This is a genomic window from Bradyrhizobium sp. SZCCHNR1043 (assembly GCF_032489675.1).
Classification (GTDB): Bacteria; Pseudomonadota; Alphaproteobacteria; order Rhizobiales; family Xanthobacteraceae; genus Bradyrhizobium.
Map to the genome: position 1 here is coordinate 108,206 of NZ_JAUEYN010000012.1, position 17,463 is coordinate 125,668.

Consider the following 17,463-nt stretch of genomic DNA (forward strand, 5'->3'; position numbering starts at 1 on the left):
CTCAGATATGGGCGTCGCTCGACGGCCCGACATAGGCGATGCGCACCATGTTCGTGGTGCCGGGTGTGCCGAGCGGCACGCCGGCGACGATGATGACGCGCTGTCCGGCGCGGACGAAGCCGTCGCGGAAGGCAATCGAGCCGGCGCGCTCGACCATGTCGTCCTGGTCGCGCGCGTCCTCGGCCACCACGCAGTGCACGCCCCACACGACCGACAGGCGGCGTCCGGTTGCCAGGTTCGGGGTGATCGCGACCACCGGCGGCTTTGGCCGCTCGCGCGCGACGCGGATCGCGGTGGAGCCGGACGAGGTCCAGCAGATGATCGTAGGAAGATCGAGATTCTCGGCGATCCGCCGTGCGGCCTCGGCGATCGCATCGCCCGCGGTCGATTCCGGCTCGGGACGCTGCGCCGCGATCACCGAGCGATAGACCACGTCGCGCTCGACCTCCTCGCCAATGCGGTTCATGGTCGAGACCGCCTCGACCGGGTATTTGCCGGCGGCCGACTCGGCCGACAGCATGATCGCGTCGGCGCCTTCATAGACCGCAGTGGCGACGTCGGAGACCTCGGCGCGCGTCGGCACCGGCGACTGGATCATCGATTCCAGCATCTGTGTCGCGACCACCACCGGCTTGCCGGCGCGGCGCGCCAGCCGCGTCATCTGCTTCTGCAGGCCGGGCACGCGTTCCAGCGGCAGCTCGACACCAAGGTCGCCGCGCGCCACCATCAAAGCATCGGAGACGTCGACGATGTCGTTGAGCCGGTCGATCGCCTGCGGCTTCTCGATCTTCGACATCACGGCGGCGCGGCCGCGGATGATCTTCTTGGCTTCCAGCACGTCGTCGGCGCGCTGCACGAAGGACAGCGCGATCCAGTCGATGCCGATGTTCAAGGCTGCATCGAGGTCGGCCCGGTCCTTCGGCGTCATCGCCGAGACCGGCAGGTCGGTGTCCGGTAGGCTCACGCCCTTGCGGTCGGACATCTTGCCGCCGATCACGACCCGGGTGACGGCGCGGGTTGGCGAGGTCTCCTCGGCGATCAGCCGCACCTTGCCGTCATCCAGCAGCAGCGCATGTCCCGGCTGCAGGGCGGCCAGGATTTCCGGATGCGGCAGATGGACCCGCGTCGCATCGCCCGGTGTCTTGTCGGAATCGAGCACGAAGCTCTGGCCGTTGTTGAGCTGAACCGGGCCGTCGGCGAAGGTGCCGAGCCTGAGCTTCGGACCCTGAAGATCGACCAGAATGCCGATCGGGCGGCCGTAGCTCGCTTCGACGCTGCGGATCGTCGTCACCAGCTCCCGCAGCTTGTCGTGCGGGGTGTGGCTCATGTTGATCCTGAATATGTCGGCCCCGGCCTCGAACAGCTTGCGAATCATCGCGCTGTCCGAGGAGGCGGGGCCGAGCGTCGCGAGGATCTTGATGCGTCGCAGCCGCCTCATGGCTTGGGTGCTTGCCCTGGCGGCAGGGCCGGTGCGGCTGCCGGCGGCGCACCTTGCGGCCCATTGGGCAGACCTGGAACGTTGCCTCCGGGTCCCAACGTACCGGGAATTCCGGGCACGCGCTGCTGCGCCGGCTGCTCATTGGCCTCCGTGAGCTGCACCGTCCAGGCGCGCTGGTCGCCGGTGTCGACCTCGAAGAAGCCGGTGCGGTCGAAGCCACGCGCCAGGCAATTGTCGGTGCCCTTGATGGTGAATTCCTTGTCGCGCGAGCACATGAAGGCCTGTCCCGACCATTCACCGCCGCGGTCATAGTCGAGCGCGTAGATGTAATAATAGCGTGCCACCAGCGTGCCCTTGAGAAGGGTCTCGCAGCTGCGTGACGACACGTTCCACCAGCCCTCCGTGGTCCAGCCTTCGGCGTCCTTGTAGCCGAGGGCGATCCCGACCCGGCTGGAGGTGTTGTTGCAGAGCCGGAAATCGGCGGCCGCCGGAGTGGACGACAGACAGAGCGCGGCCAGCCCAAGCAGCGAAAGCAGTCCGTAGCCAGGGCGGAAGGGATTGCGATGCAGGAGAGAGGAGATTTTGGGGATCATTGCGCGACGCTATATCAACCGTTGAACGATGTCGCTGGGCTTGGCTGCGGCTGTCAACGCCATGACGATCTCGTGCGAAGCCGCTGCGATCCAGCGCCTCGCTCCTCCTGACCGCGCTGCGATATGGCCAAATCTGCGACGAAGCCTCATTATATAGCAGACATCCGTCATGGCGCGGAACAGGGAACAAAGAGATGACGATGGACAGCACCACCCGGACCGAACTCGAAGCCGCCGCCTTTCGCCGGCTCGTCGAGCATCTGCGGACCAGAACCGACGTTCAGAACATCGATCTGATGAATCTGGCGGGGTTCTGCCGCAACTGCCTCTCCAACTGGCTGAAGGACGCCGCCGACGCCCAGGGGGCGCCGATGACCAAGGACGAGAGCCGCGAGGCGGTCTATGGCATGCCTTACGAGGAATGGAAGGCGAAGTACCAGCGCGAGGCCAGCGCCGAGCAGCGCGAAGCCTTCAAGAAGGCGCATCCGGGCCACTGATTCCGAAACGAGCGCGCAGGAGACGCGCTTTACTGCCGTTCGCGCGCGAGCCCAGACTTGGCAGGGGCTTCGAAGGCGAATCGGGTCCTGCGCAGGATGGTGACGAAACACAAGTGGCGCGGCCGGCTTGCGTGGGCTTCACGCTGCGCAGGCCAACAAGATGTGGGCCGCTCTGTGGATGAGGGCGATGTCGCCTTGACGCGGGGCACGCCAGATTTGAGGGTCGCGGCGAACATGTAGCGCCCTTTGGCGCCTTCCTTGGACACACGAGTTCCACTCAGGAGTATCAGATGGCCACCTCCGCCGCCGCGAAGGACGACGACTCGCCCGCGACCCGCTTTGCCGTAGACCAGCTCAAGTCGATTATCGAGCGGATCGAGCGTCTCGAGGAGGAGAAGAAGGCGATCTCCGAAGACATCAAGGACGTCTACGCCGAGAGCAAGGGCAATGGCTTCGACGTTAAGGCGCTGCGCACGATCATCCGGCTGCGCAAGCAGGACCCGAACGAGCGCCAGGAAGAGGAAAGCATCCTCGAGACCTATATGCAGGCGCTCGGAATGATCTGAGCAGCCGGCCTCGCTCACCTGGAGCAGACCTCGGCTGCCCCTGACGGGGCATTCGCTTTCTCCCGGTTCGCCTCGGCGCGCCGGCGGCATGCGGCCATCGACGCTGCACTCCAGCTCGTCAATGCCGAGGAGAACGACGAACCGGCTGTCGCGGCGTCAGCGCAAGGCTGCCGCGCGCATGGCGAAGGATTTGGTTTCGAGCTTGATGATCGCCGGCCCTGTGAACTGATCGTAGCTCAGTCCCGGCGTCGGCTCGGCGGTGAAGCTCATCGCCAGCGCGACCTGCGGTTTGACGAAATAGCTGCGCATCACGGTGAGGTCCACGTCGCCCATTTTCGTCACGGACATCGATGACGATGCGCTCGGCGTCAGCATGATGGCCCGCATCCAGGTCGAATCGGGGGCCTTGGCCGCCGAGATTCGCGTCGCCATCGTGATGGCGCCGTCCTGACCTTGGCCGTTCTTCGCGGCCGCGGGGGCGGCCTCAGGCACCGGCGCGACGCTGCGGGTCGCCGGGCGGGAGTTTCGCACCGGGATGGGGGCCGTGGAGGCGACATTGGCGCGATCGAGCGGAGAGGAGGCCGGGGGTGCGAAGGCCATGGCCTGCATCAGGCTTGCGGTCTGCTGCTGATCGATCGATGACAGCGCACGGCGTGCCGTGATCGCGGCAACCTGCTCGGGGGTGGCCTGCTTCGGCGTGCCGGGATTGTCACCCCAGAAGCCGCGCGAATTGATGATGTCGGCGACGCTCTGCGGCGCGCCGTCCCTGGATTTGCTGCCGACGGCGCTTGTCGTTTCGGACTTCGTCTCGGGCTTGGTCGCCGCGGGCTGAGCGGCAGATTGCGCATCCGCGGAGGCCAATTGCAGGGCATTGGCGATCTTGCCGCGCGTGGTGGCGGCTTTGCTGTCCACCGATCGCTCGACGGTCCGGCCGTCCTTGTCGGAGCTCTTGTCAGCCGGCTTCGCGGCGAGTGCCGCGGTCTGGACCGGCTTGGCGTCGGCCTTGCTCTCGCTCTCGCCAGACTCCTCGTCATCCTCGCTCGGACGACCGCGGAACAGCCTTGCAAACAGGTTGGGGCGGCTGGACGACGCGTCATCGCCATTGCCGCGTTTCTCGATCTCGGCCTTGGCCAGCTCATAGCCCTTGAGCGGAACGCCGTTGCTCGGCACGTGAACGGTCTTGCCGTCCGGGAACACGCGGGCGAGCTGGTCAGCCGTCATCCGCGGCCAGTGCCGGATGTTGCCGGTGTCGAGGTGCACGAAGGGCGAGCCGGAAGTCGGGTAGAAGCCGACGCCGCCGCGCTGCAGGCGCAGGCCAGCGAAGCGGATCTGCTCCAGCGGCACGTTCGGAATGTAGAAATCCATCGCGTGGCCCAGCATGTGCTGGCTGTGCCGCGCCACCCCGGAATGCGCCGAGCGACGGCGCAGCATCGAGTTGGTGGCGGGCGACCGGTACGACGAGATGATCTGGATCGGCTGCTTGGCGTCGACGTCGCGATAGACCTCCCAGAGGATGTCGAACAGGCGGCGGTCCATGACCGTCTCGTCCTGGGTACGCCAGTCGCGGAGGAAGTGATTGAGCTTCTTCAGCGCGTCTTCGTCATAGCGGCCCTCGCGCTTGAAGGTGACCGTCAGGTCCTCGCCGGAATGGGTGTGGTGGAAGGAGAGGGTGTGGGTTTCATTCAGCGCCGCCGCGTCATGCACCGAGCCGGCGCCGATGAGTAGCAGCAGCGCCGCCAGCCCGCATTGGCATCCAGCCTTCCAACCCGCCCTCGTGAGCGAAACAGATTGGCGCGCGAAAACAGACAGCAAGATGCAGCCACCCCGTCGACGAGCGTTTACTCGATGACCCTCTTGCGGCCCGTCCGGCGGAAGAGAGAGGAAACGCTTACCTAAGGCGGGATGGTTAAGGGATACTGACCGACCCGCCCCCCAATTACCCTTAACATATACTCTTGAGTGTGGCGAAAAAGAGCCATCGAATCTTGGTTGATCATTGTGGTTAACCTAAAGCAAAGGCCCCGCCGATCGGCGAGGCCTTTGATCTCAAGATGGAAATTTTGACCGTGATCGGCGGCCTGATCAGCGGGTGAAGACCCGCCGGGCAGGGCGGCCGACCGGCGCCGGCGGCGTCGGCAGGCCACCGCCGCCGAACAGGCGCTCGAAGAAGTTCGGGCCGGAGGAGAAGCTGTTGTCGCTGATGTTGACCGAGTTCGGCAGCGGCCCCTTCGGACGCGCGTAGCTCGGTTGGGCGTGGGCGACGACGTTCTCGAGATCCTTGCCGCGGTTGTTCTTCAGGATCGAGATCATGGTCGCGTCGCGGCCATAGATGTCCTTGCGGAATTGCAGCTTGCCGGCATCGTCGACGAAGGCGGTCTGGTAGGTGATGTTGACCGGGATCGGCGTCGGGAATTTCAGGTCGATCTCGCTGCGGCCGTACATGCTGCGGATGCGCTCGGGCGTGTAGCGCTCGTTCGGCATGGTGATGTTGAGCAGGACCGACGCGTACTGATCCGGATACTGCACGCGCATGCAGCCATGGCTGAAGGCGCGCTCGTCACGGGCGAACAGGTTCTTGTCCGGCGTGTCGTGCTGATAGACCAGGAACTTGTTCGGGAAGTTGAAGCGGATGCGGCCGAGCGCGTTGGCCTCGCCCGGCGGCTGCGAGATGTGGATCGAGCCGTCGCGCGCGCGCTCCAGCCGCAGGCCCATGCGGTCGAGCACGGTCGGATCCTGCTGCAACGCCGGCAGATACTCGTTGTAGATGATCGACGGCGGCACGTTCCAGGTCGGATTGACCGTGATGAACTTCATCGTCTCGCTGAGCAACGGCGTCGCATGCTGCCCCGGCTTGCCGGTCACCACGCGGGTGGTCCACACCTGCGCGCCGTGCTGCATCACCTTCAGCGTGTAGTCGGGGATGTTGAGGATCACATAAGCGTCGCCGATCGCGGGCGCTCCGAGGTCGCGCGGCAGCCAGCGCCAGCGCTCCATGTTGACGAGGACCGTATCGATCTGCTTGTCGCGCTTGGGCGTGTTGAGCGCCTTCACGGTGCGGTCGTCGAGCACCCCGGTCGGCTTGAGGTCGACGCTTTCCTGGAACTTGCGGACGGCGGCGGCGACCTTGGCGTCATAGCGGATGTCGTCGGCGTTCTCGGTGATGCCGAGCTTGGCGCGCAGCTTGGGCACGCGCGGGTCGGACATCTGCGCCTCGGCCTCCGGCGCATTCTTGCCGCGGGCAGGGGCGTATTTCAGCGGCTGGCCGTCGTCGATGATAACAGGCGCGCCGTCGCTGACGCCGCGCAGCTCGGCGAGCTTGGCCTTCAGCAGCTTGTAGAGCTTGTGCGGCGGGTTGTAGCTCTCCAGCGCCGCGGAGGCATCCTTTGCGCCGGTGACGTTGGCCAGCACCTCGTTCGGATCGACCGGATGCTCGGGATATTGGATATCCGCTGAGACCTGCGACCAGTGCATGCGGCCGCTCTGCGCCTGGCGCGCGTAGTCCATCATGCTCTCGGTGAGTCTGAGATCCGCCTCCGCCAGCGCGTCCGGTGCGGAGGCTGCGGCTGCGAAATCCGGCACCGGATAGTCGCCGGGATTGAGGCCATCGGCTGCTGCATCCCTGAGACGGGCGATGACGCCCTTCGCGGCGGCTGTCAGATTGCCGCCCTGGGTCCAGATCGGCGCGTAGTCGCGGCCAGTGTAGAATTTCTCGACGGCGGCGCGTTCGGCCTTGCGGTCGAAATACCTTGTCGCCTTGCTCGCCATCAGGTCGCGCAGACGGTCGGCAACGGGCTGGTCGGCGGCGGGAACGGTGCTGGCGGCCTTGACCGGGTCTGGGACCGTCGCGGTCGCAGGGGCCGCTGCCGGCGGCGTGGCGACGGTTTTGGCGGGATCGGCCGCAGGCGCCGCGGCAGAGTCGAGCGGCTTGGTCGTCGTCTCGGGCGACTTGGCCTGGTCGGGCGACACGGTGGCGGTGGTGTCGAGTTTGAAGTCACTGGCGGTCGGCGGCGGCACGTTGGCCGGCTCGGGGAACGGGATCGCCGCATCGATGGCGAGCTCGGCCGCGCTGTTGCGGGGCGGACCGCTCTGGGCGAAAGCAGAGGTCGAGGACACCGCGAGGAAGGTCGCCGCGACAGCCATGAGCACGCGGTCATATCCGCCACGGGTGGTCACACAATCTCGCATCATCAATCCCTCGGATGATCTGTCCCGGCTGGAACAGGGGTAACAAGGTCGATCCGCCAGCTTCGGCGCGGGTACCGCCTGTGAGGATGGTTCACATCTGCACGCAATGATTCACGCCCAAACGATACTCAAGCCCCATTTCTGCGGCCAGCGCCACACGGGACAACTCACGACAAACTGACTCTTGGGAAACCCCGGCCAAACCGATCGTGCGTTTGTGCCACGCGTTATTTCCTTTGTCTGTCACCGCAAGGCAACGGTTCAGATGTTCCAGTGTTGCCAAGACTTGCGGCCTTTTTCGGACGACAGCCAAGCGCAACCATGGTGCGGATCCGAGCGGCTCAGCCGAGCGGCGGGCTTTCCGTCGTGGGGGTCTCGTCATTGGCTTCGTCGAGCTTGCGGTAGAGCGTCGAGCGTCCGATTTTGAGGCGGCGCGCCACCTCCGACATCTGGCCGCGGTAATGGGCGATGGCGAAGCGGATGATCTCATGCTCCATCTCCTCGAGCGGCCGCACCTCGCCGCTTGCGGTGAGCAGCGGCAGGAACCCGTGCGAGGGCAGAGGGGCAATGGGGACTTCACTTCCCGGCACCATCGCAGGCAGCGCCGGAACAGGCCGCTCCACGGTGAGGGCCGGCGCAGGCTCCACCGGCGGTGCGTGGGTGGGAATCAGCGGAAAATCGGCCACGCCGAGCTGGTCACTCTCGCCCATGACGACGGCGCGGTAGACCGCGTTTTCCAACTGGCGGATATTGCCGGGCCAGTCGAGCTTGGTCAGATAGGCGACGGCCTCGCCGGCGATGCCCGAAATGGCGCGGTTCTCCTCAGCCGCAAACCGCGCGAGGAAATGCCGCAACAGATGCGGGATGTCCTCGCGGCGGGTGCGCAGCGGCGGAACGGTGAGCGGTAGCACATGCAGCCGGTAGAACAGATCCTCGCGGAAGTGGCCCTCCTTGACGCGGTCAAGCAGCCTGCGATTGGTCGCCGAGATGATGCGGACGTCGACCTTGACCGGCTTGCGGCCGCCGACGGCTTCCACGGCGCCCTCCTGCAGGGCGCGCAGCAGCTTGACCTGGGCGGTAAGCGGCAGCTCCGAGACCTCATCGAGGAACAGCGTGCCGCCATGGGCTTCGACGAACTTGCCCATGTGACGCTCGGTCGCGCCGGTGAATGCGCCCTTCTCGTGACCGAACAGGATCGATTCCACCAGATTGTCCGGGATCGCGCCGCAATTGACGGCAACGAACGGTTTCGTCTTGCGCTCGCTGGTGCCGTGGATGGCGCGGGCGAACAGCTCCTTGCCGACGCCTGATTCGCCTTCGATCAGCACCGGGATCGACGAGGCCGCGGCCTTCTCGGCGATGCGCAGGATCGGCGCCATCGCCTCCGCGCGGGTGATGATGTCGGCGAAGGTCAGGCGCCCTTCGCGGCTGTGCCGGATGCGCTGCAACTCGCCCTTCAAGGCCGAGGTATTGAGCGCATTACGCAACGAGACCTGGAGCCGCTCGATGCCGACCGGCTTGACGACGAAGTCCTGCGCGCCGGCGCGCATTGCGGAGACGACGTTGTCGATGCCGCCATGCGCGGTCTGCACGATCACGGGTATCGAGATCCCCATCTCGCGCATCTTGGAGAGGACACCCATGCCGTCGAGGCCGGGCATCACGAGATCGAGCACGATGGCGTCGATGGGGCCGGCGTCAGGATTCGTCAGCTTCTCGATGACGGCATCGCCGGTCTCGACGACGACCGCCTCGTAGCCGCATTTCTGCACCATGTTCTCCACCAGCCGGCGCTGGACCGGATCATCATCGGCAATCAAAATGCTGGCAGCCATGGCTTTCCTTGCACGCTACGACTATCTGTCTCGAATCGGGGCACTCTCGCCGACGCCGATTAACGCAACCTTAAACCTCGCTGATCGGGATACACGTTCGAACAACAGGTTACCCATCCGATGACCTCGCGCGCTTCTTCTGCCCTTCGCAAGCCGACCAGATCCGCCCCCCAGACCAAATCCGCCAAGACCAAATCCAACAAGGCCAAGCCGGCCAAGAAGCCCGCGTCAAAGCCGAAGCCGGTAGAGGTCAAGGCTGCGCGCGGTGCGACGGCCAAATCATCGGCCAAACCGGCAAAGAAGGCCGTCGCGGCAAAGGCCGGCATCGGCGTGCTGCCCGAATGGAATCTCGGCGACCTTTATATGGGCATCGACGCCCCTGAGATCGCTCACGATCTCGCGAAGATGGATTCCGAATGCGTCGCGTTTGAGACCGACTACAAGGGCAAGCTCGCCGAGCATGTCGCGCGCGAGGATGGCGGCGAATGGCTCGCAGAAGCCGTGCGGCGCTACGAGGCGATCGACGATCTCGCCGGGAGGCTCGGTTCGTTCGCCGGTCTTGCGCATGCCGGCGACAGCGTCGATCCGGCGATCTCCAAATTCTACGGCGACATCTCGGAGCGGCTGACGGCGGCGTCGACGCATCTGCTGTTCTTTCCGCTCGAGCTCAACCGCATCGACGACGGCGTTATCGAGCGCGCGATGGAGACGCCCGCGCTCGGCCATTACCGGCCGTGGATCGAGGACCTGCGCAAGGACAAGCCGTATCAGCTCGAGGACCGCGTCGAGCAGCTGTTCCACGAAAAATCGCAGACCGGCTATTCGGCTTGGAACAGGTTGTTCGACCAGACCATCGCTGGCCTGCGGTTTCAGGTCGGAGGTAAGGAGCTCGCGATCGAGCCGACGCTGAATTTCCTGCAGGACCGCGACGGCGCCAAGCGCAAGGCGGCCGCCGAGGCGCTGGCAAAAACCTTCAAGGCCAATGAGCGCACCTTCGCGCTGATCACCAACACGCTCGCCAAGGACAAGGACATCTCGGACCGCTGGCGCGGTTTCCAGGATGTCGCCGACTCCCGCCACTTGAACAATCGCGTCGAGCGCGAGGTGGTCGATGCACTGGTGGCCTCGGTGCGCGCGGCCTATCCGAAGCTGTCGCATCGCTACTACCAGCTCAAGGCGCGCTGGTTCAAAAAGAAGAAGCTGGCGCATTGGGACCGCAATGCGCCGCTGCCCTTCGCCGCCAATGCCACCATTGCGTGGCCGGAGGCCAAGAGCATGGTGCTGACGGCCTATCGCGGCTTCTCGCCGGAGATGGCCGACATCGCGCAGCGCTTCTTCGACCAGAGCTGGATCGATGCGCCGGTGCGGCCCGGCAAGGCGCCGGGAGCGTTCTCGCATCCGACCACGCCGTCGGCGCATCCCTATGTGCTGATGAACTATCAGGGCAAGCCGCGTGACGTCATGACGCTCGCGCATGAGCTCGGCCACGGCGTGCACCAGGTGCTGGCGGCGAGGCAAGGCGCGCTGATGGCGCCGACGCCGCTGACCTTGGCGGAGACCGCGAGCGTGTTCGGCGAGATGCTGACGTTCAAGCGGCTGCTATCCGAGACCAAGGACGCCAGGCAGCGTCAGGCGCTGCTCGCCGGCAAGGTCGAGGACATGATCAACACCGTGGTGCGGCAGATCGCGTTCTATTCGTTCGAGCGCGCGGTGCATACCGAGCGCAAGAACGGCGAGCTGACCGCCGAGCGGCTCGGGCAGCTCTGGCTCTCGGTGCAGACCGAGAGTCTCGGCGAGGCGATCGAGATCAAGCCGGGCTACGAAAACTTCTGGATGTACATCCCGCACTTCATCCATTCGCCGTTCTACGTCTACGCCTATGCGTTCGGCGACTGCCTCGTGAACTCGCTCTATGCGGTCTACGAGCACGCCGCCGAGGGGTTTGCCGAGCGCTATCTGGCGATGCTCGCGGCCGGCGGCACCAAGCATTATTCCGAACTGCTCAAGCCGTTCGGCCTGGACGCCAAGGACCCCAAATTCTGGGACGGCGGTCTCTCAGTCATCGCCGGCATGATCGACGAGCTGGAGGCGATGGGGTAGGGGCGTAAAACATTTGTTGAACGGATTGAAGAGGTGCGTTATACATTTGTATAACGCGCCTCTTTTTCGGAGCGGCCTGCTATGAAGATCGAAATCAAGAAGATCGGCAATTCCGACGGCCTGCTGTTGCCGCGCGAACTGATGCAGCGGCTCGATCTCAAACGCGGTCAGCAACTGCACATCGTCGAATTGCCCGGCGGCGGCTTCCAGGCGCTGCCCTATGATCCGGATTTCGAGCGGACGATGGAGATCGCGGACGAGATCATGGATGAGTATCGCGACACCCTGGCCGCGCTCGCCAAATGAGCGAGCAGCAGGGGCCGCTTTGGATCACCTACGAGCAGGCCGTCGCGATCCACGCCCGACAGTTGCGCCGCTTCGGCGGCGCGCCCGGGCCGCGCGACGAGGGCATGCTCCGCTCGGCCCTGGAGCGGCCCATTAACAAATGGAGCTATGAGCAGGCGACGCTTCCCGAGCTTGCCGCAGCCTATGCATTCGGACTGGCCAAGAACCACGCTTTCGTAGACGGCAATAGGCGGATCGCCTTCATGGCGATGATGACGTTTCTGCGGAGAAACGAAATCGCGTTCGCGCCCGAGCCGGCTCAGGCCACCGCCATGATCCTCGCCCTCGCTGCCGGCGAGGTCAGCGAGGCCAGCCTGACGCGCTGGATCCGTGACAATTGGCCTCGCCAATAGGGCGATCGGAAAACGCGATAAAACTGCCTTGCATGCCAGCCGTTGCCCTTGCATCGGCTTTGGGGTATGCGACCTTAACAAAGCATATTTCTCTGGGGGACCCCGATGGCAAACCATGGCGAGATCGCCTACTCGACGGCTGACGGCAACGACTATGTGGCGCATGAGGCCACCTACGAGGGCTTCATCAAGCTGGTGAAGTACGGCACGATCAGCGTCGCTCTCATCGTCATCTTGATGGCTATTTTCCTCGCTTAATGTCGCTCTCGGCCCGCCGGCATCCCCGCCGGCGGGCCTTCAGCTGACTGCCGAAGCCAAGTGCTAACTTGGCGTCATGCTGTAGCCCATGGACGTCCCGCCCTCTTAAAGCTCGCGCGCGCATTCGCGCCGGAGGCCTCATGAAGATTGCCGTCGCCAAGGAAATCGACCCGTTGGAGCCGCGGGTTGCCGCCTCTCCCGACACGGTGAAGAAGTTCAAGGCGTTGGGTGCCGAGATCGCGGTCGAGCCCGGCGCCGGCATCAAATCCGGCCTGCCGGACTCGGAATTCACGGCGGCGGGCGCAACCGTGAGCGCGGACGCGCTCAAGGATGCCGACATCATCATCAAGGTGAAGCGGCCGGAAGCCTCCGAACTCGCCAACTACCGGCGCGGCGCCTTGGTGTTCGCGATCATGGATCCTTACGGCAATGACGCGGCGCTCAAGGCCATGGCCGATGCCGGCATTGCCTCCTTCGCGATGGAGCTGATGCCGCGCATCACCCGCGCCCAGGTGATGGACGTGCTGTCGAGCCAGGCCAACCTTGCCGGCTACCGCGCCGTGATCGAGGGCGCCGAGGCCTTCGGCCGCGCCTTCCCGATGATGATGACCGCGGCCGGCACCGTGCCGGCGACCAAGGTGTTCGTGATGGGCGTCGGCGTCGCCGGCCTGCAGGCGATCGCGACCGCGCGCCGGCTCGGCGCCATGGTCTCTGCGACCGACGTGCGGCCGGCCACCAAGGAGCAGGTGGAGAGCCTCGGCGCCAAGTTCCTCGCGGTCGAGGACGAGGAGTTCAAGAACGCCCAGACGGCCGGCGGCTACGCCAAGGAGATGTCCAAGGAGTACCAGGCCAAGCAGGCGGCGCTGACGGCGGAACACATCAAGAAGCAGGACGTCATCATCACCACGGCGCTGATTCCCGGCCGTCCGGCGCCGCGCCTCGTCACCATGGAGATGGTGAAGTCGATGCGCCCGGGCTCGGTGCTGGTCGACCTCGCGGTCGAGCGTGGCGGCAATGTCGAGGGCGTCAAGCTCGGCGAGACCGTCGAGATCGACGGCGTCAAGATCATCGGCTACCCCAATCTCGCCGGCCGGGTCGCAGCTTCCGCCTCCAGCCTCTACGCCCGCAACCTGTTCTCCTTCATCGAGACCATGGTCGACAAGAAGGAGAAGGCGCTCGCGGTCAACTGGGACGACGAGCTGGTCAAGGCCACGGCTTTGACAAAGGATGGCGCCATCGTCCACCCGAACTTCCAGCCGAAGGCCTAAGGAGCAGAGCCATGGAACATGTCGTCCAAGCCGTCGACCCCTTCGTTTTCCGGCTGTCGATCTTCGTGCTGGCGGTGTTCGTCGGCTACTTCGTGGTGTGGTCGGTGACGCCGGCCCTGCACACGCCGCTGATGTCGGTGACCAACGCGATCTCCTCGGTGATCGTGGTCGGCGCGCTGCTCGCGGTTGGCGTTCCCATGCTGTCGAGCGGCAGCGGTCTGGCGCGGGCCTTCGGCTTCATCGCGCTGATCTTCGCCTGTGTGAACATCTTCGGCGGCTTCCTCGTCACCCAGCGCATGCTGGCGATGTACAAGAAGAAGTCCAAGTAACAACGCCGCACGACGCGGGATGACAGGCACAACGGGGCATCTGCAATGAACGCCAATCTGTCGGCACTCCTTTATCTCGTGGCAGGTGTGCTGTTCATCCTGTCTCTTCGCGGGCTGTCGAGTCCGGCCTCCAGCCGGCAAGGCAATTTCTTCGGCATGGCCGGCATGGCGATTGCGGTCGCCACCACGCTGGCCGGGCATCCCCCGGCAGATGCGATCGCCTGGATCCTCGTGATCCTCGGCGTTGCGATCGGCGGCGGCATCGGTGCGGTGATCGCGCGCCGGGTGCCGATGACGTCGATGCCCGAGCTCGTGGCGGCGTTCCACTCGCTGGTCGGCATGGCCGCGGTGCTGGTCGCCGCCGGCGCGTTCTTTGCGCCCGAAGCCTTCGACATCGGTACGCCCGGCAACATCCATCCGCAGAGCCTGGTCGAAATGTCGCTCGGCGTCGCCATCGGCGCGCTGACCTTCACCGGCTCGGTCATCGCCTTCCTGAAGCTCTCGGCACGGATGAGTGGCGCGCCGATCATCCTGCCGGCGCGCCACATCATCAACATTGCGCTCGCCGTTGCGCTCGTCTTCTTCGTGGTCCGCCTGGTGATGACGGGCGGCGGGTTCGACTTCCTGATGGTGACGCTGCTGGCGCTGGCGCTCGGCGTGCTCATGATCATCCCGATCGGCGGCGCCGACATGCCGGTCGTGATCTCGATGCTGAACTCCTATTCGGGCTGGGCCGCGGCGGGTATCGGCTTCACGCTCGGCAATTCGGCGCTGATCATCACCGGCGCGCTGGTCGGCTCGTCCGGTGCGATCCTGTCCTACATCATGTGCCATGCGATGAACCGGTCCTTCATCTCGGTCATCCTCGGCGGCTTCGGCGGCGAGACCGCAGCGGCCGGCGGTGGTACCGGTGAGCAGAAGCCGGCCAAGCTCGGCTCGGCTGACGACGCGGCCTTCATCATGAAGAACGCCTCGAAGGTGATCATCGTGCCCGGCTACGGCATGGCCGTGGCCCAGGCCCAGCACGCGCTGCGCGAGATGGCCGACACGCTGAAGAAGGAAGGCGTCGAGGTGAAGTACGCCATTCATCCGGTCGCGGGCCGCATGCCCGGCCACATGAACGTGTTGCTCGCCGAGGCCAACGTCCCCTATGACGAGGTGTTCGAGCTCGAGGACATCAACTCCGAGTTCGCCCAGGCCGACGTCGCCTTCGTGATCGGCGCCAACGACGTCACCAACCCGGCCGCTGAGGAGGACAAGTCCTCGCCGATCTACGGCATGCCCGTGCTGCAGGTCTGGAAGGCCGGCACCGTGATGTTCATCAAGCGCTCGCTCGCCTCGGGCTATGCCGGCATCGACAATCCGCTGTTCTACCGCGACAACACGATGATGCTGCTCGGCGACGCCAAGAAGATGACCGAGAACATCGTCAAGGGCATGTAGCTGGCATTATTGGGAGCCATGGCGGTCCTGAAATGGCTCCTTATCGTCGTGGTGGCGATCTACGCCACCGTGCTTGCTGTGCTGTTCATGCGCCAGCGCGCGATGCTGTTTCCGATCCCGCCGGTCGGTCGCACCGCGCCGGACGCGGCCGGTTTTCCGCAGGCTGAAGAGCACGTGCTGACCTCGGCCGACGGCGAGAAGGTCATCGCCTGGCATGTGCCGGCGCAGCCCGGCCGCAAGGTCGTGCTGTATTTCCCAGGCAATGGCGACTTCCTCGCCGGCGTGGTCTCGCGCTTCAAGGCGCTGACCTCCGACGGGACCGGCCTCGTCGCGCTGTCCTATCGCGGTTATGCAGGCTCGAGCGGCAACCCCAGTGAGCAGGGGCTGCTTCAGGATGCCGCAGCCGCCTATGCCTTCACGCGCGAGCGCTACGCGGCGGAGCGCATCGTGGCTTGGGGCTTTTCACTGGGCAGCGGCGTGGCCGCCGCGATCGCCGCTGAGCGTCCCATCGCCAGGCTGATCCTGGAGGCGCCCTATACGTCCACGGTCGACGTCGCCTCCGACATGCTCAAAGTGGTTCCCGTCAGCCTGCTGATGCGCGACCGCTTCCAATCCGATCAGCGCATTGCCAAGGTGCATGTGCCGCTGCTGATCATGCATGGCGCCAAAGATCCGGGGATTCCGATCCGCTTCGGGGAACGATTGTTCGCGCTTGCGCATGACCCCAAGCGCTTCGTACGGTTTCCCGACGGCGGACATAATGATCTGGATTTCTATGGTGCGACAGGTACGGCCAAGAGTTTCATCGACAGCCCGTAATGTCCTCGGTCGGTGGCCAGCTCTGCTTGTAGTCGCGATCGTCGCAGGTCTGCCGATCCCCGCGTATGCCGCCGCCGGCCTCGATGGCGCTGCGATGACCTGGCCGTTCGCGCTGCCGTTTGCGGGATTGCTGCTATCGATCGCGCTCGGCCCGCTGCTGTTTGCCCGCCTCTGGCATCACCATTACGGCAAGATCGCCTTGGCATGGGCCGTGGTGACGCTGGCGGCGCTGACCTGGCAGGCGGGACTGGCGGCCTCGCTCGCGTCCTTCATCCACGCGCTGCTCGCGGAGTATCTCAGCTTCATCGTGCTGCTGTTTGCGCTCTACACCGTCGCCGGCGGCATCCTGGTGACCGGCGACATCAGAGGTACGCCGGCGACCAATACGGCCATCCTGGCACTCGGCACGATCATCGCGAGCGTGGTCGGCACGACGGGTGCCGCGATGATCCTGGTACGTCCGCTGATCCGCGCCAATCTGACGCGGCCGCACAACGTGCACGTGCTGGTCTTCTTCATCATCCTGGCTGCCAATGTCGGTGGCGCGCTCAGCCCTCTGGGCGATCCACCGCTGTTCGTCGGCTTTCTGCGCGGCGTCGATTTCTTCTGGACGACGCAACACCTCTGGCTGCAGACCGCGATCGTCGCCGGATTGCTGCTCATCGTCTTTGCCGCTATCGACTGGTGGCGCTTCCGCGCGGAGAAGCTTGCGTCGCAGGCGTTCGTAACGAAGGAGCCGGTGCGCATTCGCGGCCTCATCAATGTCGTTCTGATCGCCGCGATCGTTGCCAATACGCTGCTCTCGGCGACCTGGAAGCCAGGCATCTCCTTCGACGTCTTCGGCACGCATGTCGAGCTTCAGAACCTCGTGCGCGATGCCATCCTCGTGGCGATCGCCGGCCTGTCGCTCTGGCTCACGCCGGACGAGCACCGCGAGGCGAACGGGTTCAACTGGGAGCCGATCCGAGAGGTCGCCAAGCTGTTCGCGGCGATCTTCACCGCGATCGTCCCGGTCATCGCCATGCTGAACGCGGGTCGCAGTGGCTCGTTCGGCTGGCTCTTGGATGCCGTGACGACACCCGCCGGCGCGCCGAGAGAGGTCGCCTATTTCTGGTTCACCGGGCTGATGTCGGCCTTCCTCGACAATGCCCCGACCTATCTCTTGTTCTTCGAATTGGCGGGCGGCGATCCCAAGGTGCTGATGGGCGAACTCTCGGGCACGCTGGCGGCGATCTCGATGGGCGCCGTCTACATGGGTGCGCTGACCTACATTGGAAACGCGCCGAACTTCATGGTCGCAGCGATCGCCAATGAGCGCGGCATCAAGATGCCGAGTTTCTTCGGCTACATGCTGCGGGCAGGTGCCGTCCTCGTTCCGCTGTTCGTGCTGCTGACCGTGCTTCCGATCCATCCGCTGCTCAGCCCGCATTGACC

16 protein-coding genes are annotated in these 17,463 nt (G+C 65.1%); 11 read left to right on the forward strand and 5 right to left on the reverse strand.

The features are described 5' to 3' along the window. Position 1: 1 nt before the first annotated feature. Both pyk and QX039_RS21680 read right to left on the reverse strand, forming a co-directional pair. Entirely contained in the window at positions 2–1,438 is a 1,437-nt protein-coding gene (gene pyk / locus QX039_RS21675; protein WP_315736327.1) for a pyruvate kinase, read from the reverse strand. Next, positions 1,435–2,031 carry a DUF1036 domain-containing protein gene (locus QX039_RS21680; RefSeq protein ID WP_315736328.1) on the reverse strand — a complete coding sequence of 199 codons (597 nt, stop codon included), beginning with the start codon at positions 2,029–2,031 and terminating at the stop codon, positions 1,435–1,437. The genes pyk and QX039_RS21680 overlap by 4 nt, the downstream gene beginning before the upstream one ends. 200 nt (positions 2,032–2,231) lie before the next feature. On the opposite strand from QX039_RS21680, the gene QX039_RS21685 reads away from it, so the two are divergent. Together QX039_RS21685 and QX039_RS21690 are read left to right on the forward strand one after the other, a co-directional pair. After that, entirely contained in the window at positions 2,232–2,528 is a 297-nt protein-coding gene (locus QX039_RS21685) for a DUF1244 domain-containing protein (protein WP_315736329.1), read from the forward strand. Positions 2,529–2,818: 290 nt separating this feature from the next. After that, a complete protein-coding gene (locus tag QX039_RS21690) occupies positions 2,819–3,094 on the forward strand; it encodes a DUF2312 domain-containing protein (protein WP_008961835.1) in 276 nt (91 codons plus the stop codon). A 156-nt stretch (positions 3,095–3,250) separates the two neighbouring features. On the opposite strand, the gene QX039_RS21695 is transcribed toward QX039_RS21690, so the two are convergent. From QX039_RS21695 to QX039_RS21705, 3 genes are all read right to left on the reverse strand, one after another. Next, positions 3,251–4,906 carry a DUF882 domain-containing protein gene (locus tag QX039_RS21695; protein ID WP_315736330.1) on the reverse strand — a complete coding sequence of 552 codons (1,656 nt, stop codon included), beginning with the start codon at positions 4,904–4,906 and terminating at the stop codon, positions 3,251–3,253. A gap of 270 nt (positions 4,907–5,176) precedes the next feature. Continuing rightward, positions 5,177–7,234 (reverse strand): murein L,D-transpeptidase, encoded by a 2,058-nt coding sequence (locus tag QX039_RS21700; protein WP_315737040.1) that lies wholly within the window; start codon positions 7,232–7,234, stop codon positions 5,177–5,179. A 386-nt stretch (positions 7,235–7,620) separates the two neighbouring features. Beyond that, positions 7,621–9,114 carry a sigma-54 dependent transcriptional regulator gene (locus tag QX039_RS21705; protein ID WP_315736331.1) on the reverse strand — a complete coding sequence of 498 codons (1,494 nt, stop codon included), beginning with the start codon at positions 9,112–9,114 and terminating at the stop codon, positions 7,621–7,623. A gap of 120 nt (positions 9,115–9,234) precedes the next feature. Here QX039_RS21705 and QX039_RS21710 point away from each other — a divergent pair, with 120 nt between their 5' ends. The 9 genes from QX039_RS21710 to QX039_RS21750 all read left to right on the forward strand — a co-directional run bounded on the left by QX039_RS21710 (position 9,235) and on the right by QX039_RS21750 (position 17,461). Beyond that, the gene (locus QX039_RS21710; protein WP_315736332.1) at positions 9,235–11,214 is read left to right on the forward strand and encodes a M3 family oligoendopeptidase; all 1,980 of its coding nucleotides are present in this window, start codon (positions 9,235–9,237) and stop codon (positions 11,212–11,214) included. 81 nt (positions 11,215–11,295) lie between these two features. Beyond that, entirely contained in the window at positions 11,296–11,520 is a 225-nt protein-coding gene (locus QX039_RS21715) for a MazE family transcriptional regulator (protein WP_015664446.1), read from the forward strand. Next, on the forward strand, positions 11,517–11,912 hold the full coding sequence (locus QX039_RS21720) for a type II toxin-antitoxin system death-on-curing family toxin (protein ID WP_315736333.1): 396 nt from the start codon (positions 11,517–11,519) through the stop codon (positions 11,910–11,912). The genes QX039_RS21715 and QX039_RS21720 overlap by 4 nt, the downstream gene beginning before the upstream one ends. 105 nt (positions 11,913–12,017) lie before the next feature. Next, a complete protein-coding gene (locus QX039_RS21725; RefSeq protein WP_315736334.1) occupies positions 12,018–12,170 on the forward strand; it encodes an aa3-type cytochrome c oxidase subunit IV in 153 nt (50 codons plus the stop codon). Positions 12,171–12,310: 140 nt separating this feature from the next. Continuing rightward, positions 12,311–13,438, forward strand: a complete 1,128-nt coding sequence (locus QX039_RS21730; RefSeq protein ID WP_315736335.1) for a Re/Si-specific NAD(P)(+) transhydrogenase subunit alpha — start codon at positions 12,311–12,313, stop codon at positions 13,436–13,438. A gap of 11 nt (positions 13,439–13,449) precedes the next feature. After that, positions 13,450–13,767: a proton-translocating transhydrogenase family protein gene (locus QX039_RS21735; protein ID WP_284420324.1), complete on the forward strand. Its 318-nt coding sequence runs from the start codon at positions 13,450–13,452 to the stop codon at positions 13,765–13,767. 45 nt (positions 13,768–13,812) lie between these two features. Continuing rightward, complete coding sequence (locus QX039_RS21740; protein WP_315736336.1) at positions 13,813–15,210, forward strand: NAD(P)(+) transhydrogenase (Re/Si-specific) subunit beta; 1,398 nt, start codon at positions 13,813–13,815, stop codon at positions 15,208–15,210. 18 nt (positions 15,211–15,228) lie between these two features. Continuing rightward, positions 15,229–16,029: an alpha/beta hydrolase gene (locus QX039_RS21745; RefSeq protein ID WP_315736337.1), complete on the forward strand. Its 801-nt coding sequence runs from the start codon at positions 15,229–15,231 to the stop codon at positions 16,027–16,029. A 94-nt stretch (positions 16,030–16,123) separates the two neighbouring features. Next, positions 16,124–17,461, forward strand: a complete 1,338-nt coding sequence (locus tag QX039_RS21750; RefSeq protein ID WP_315736338.1) for a sodium:proton antiporter — start codon at positions 16,124–16,126, stop codon at positions 17,459–17,461. Positions 17,462–17,463: the final 2 nt, after the last annotated feature.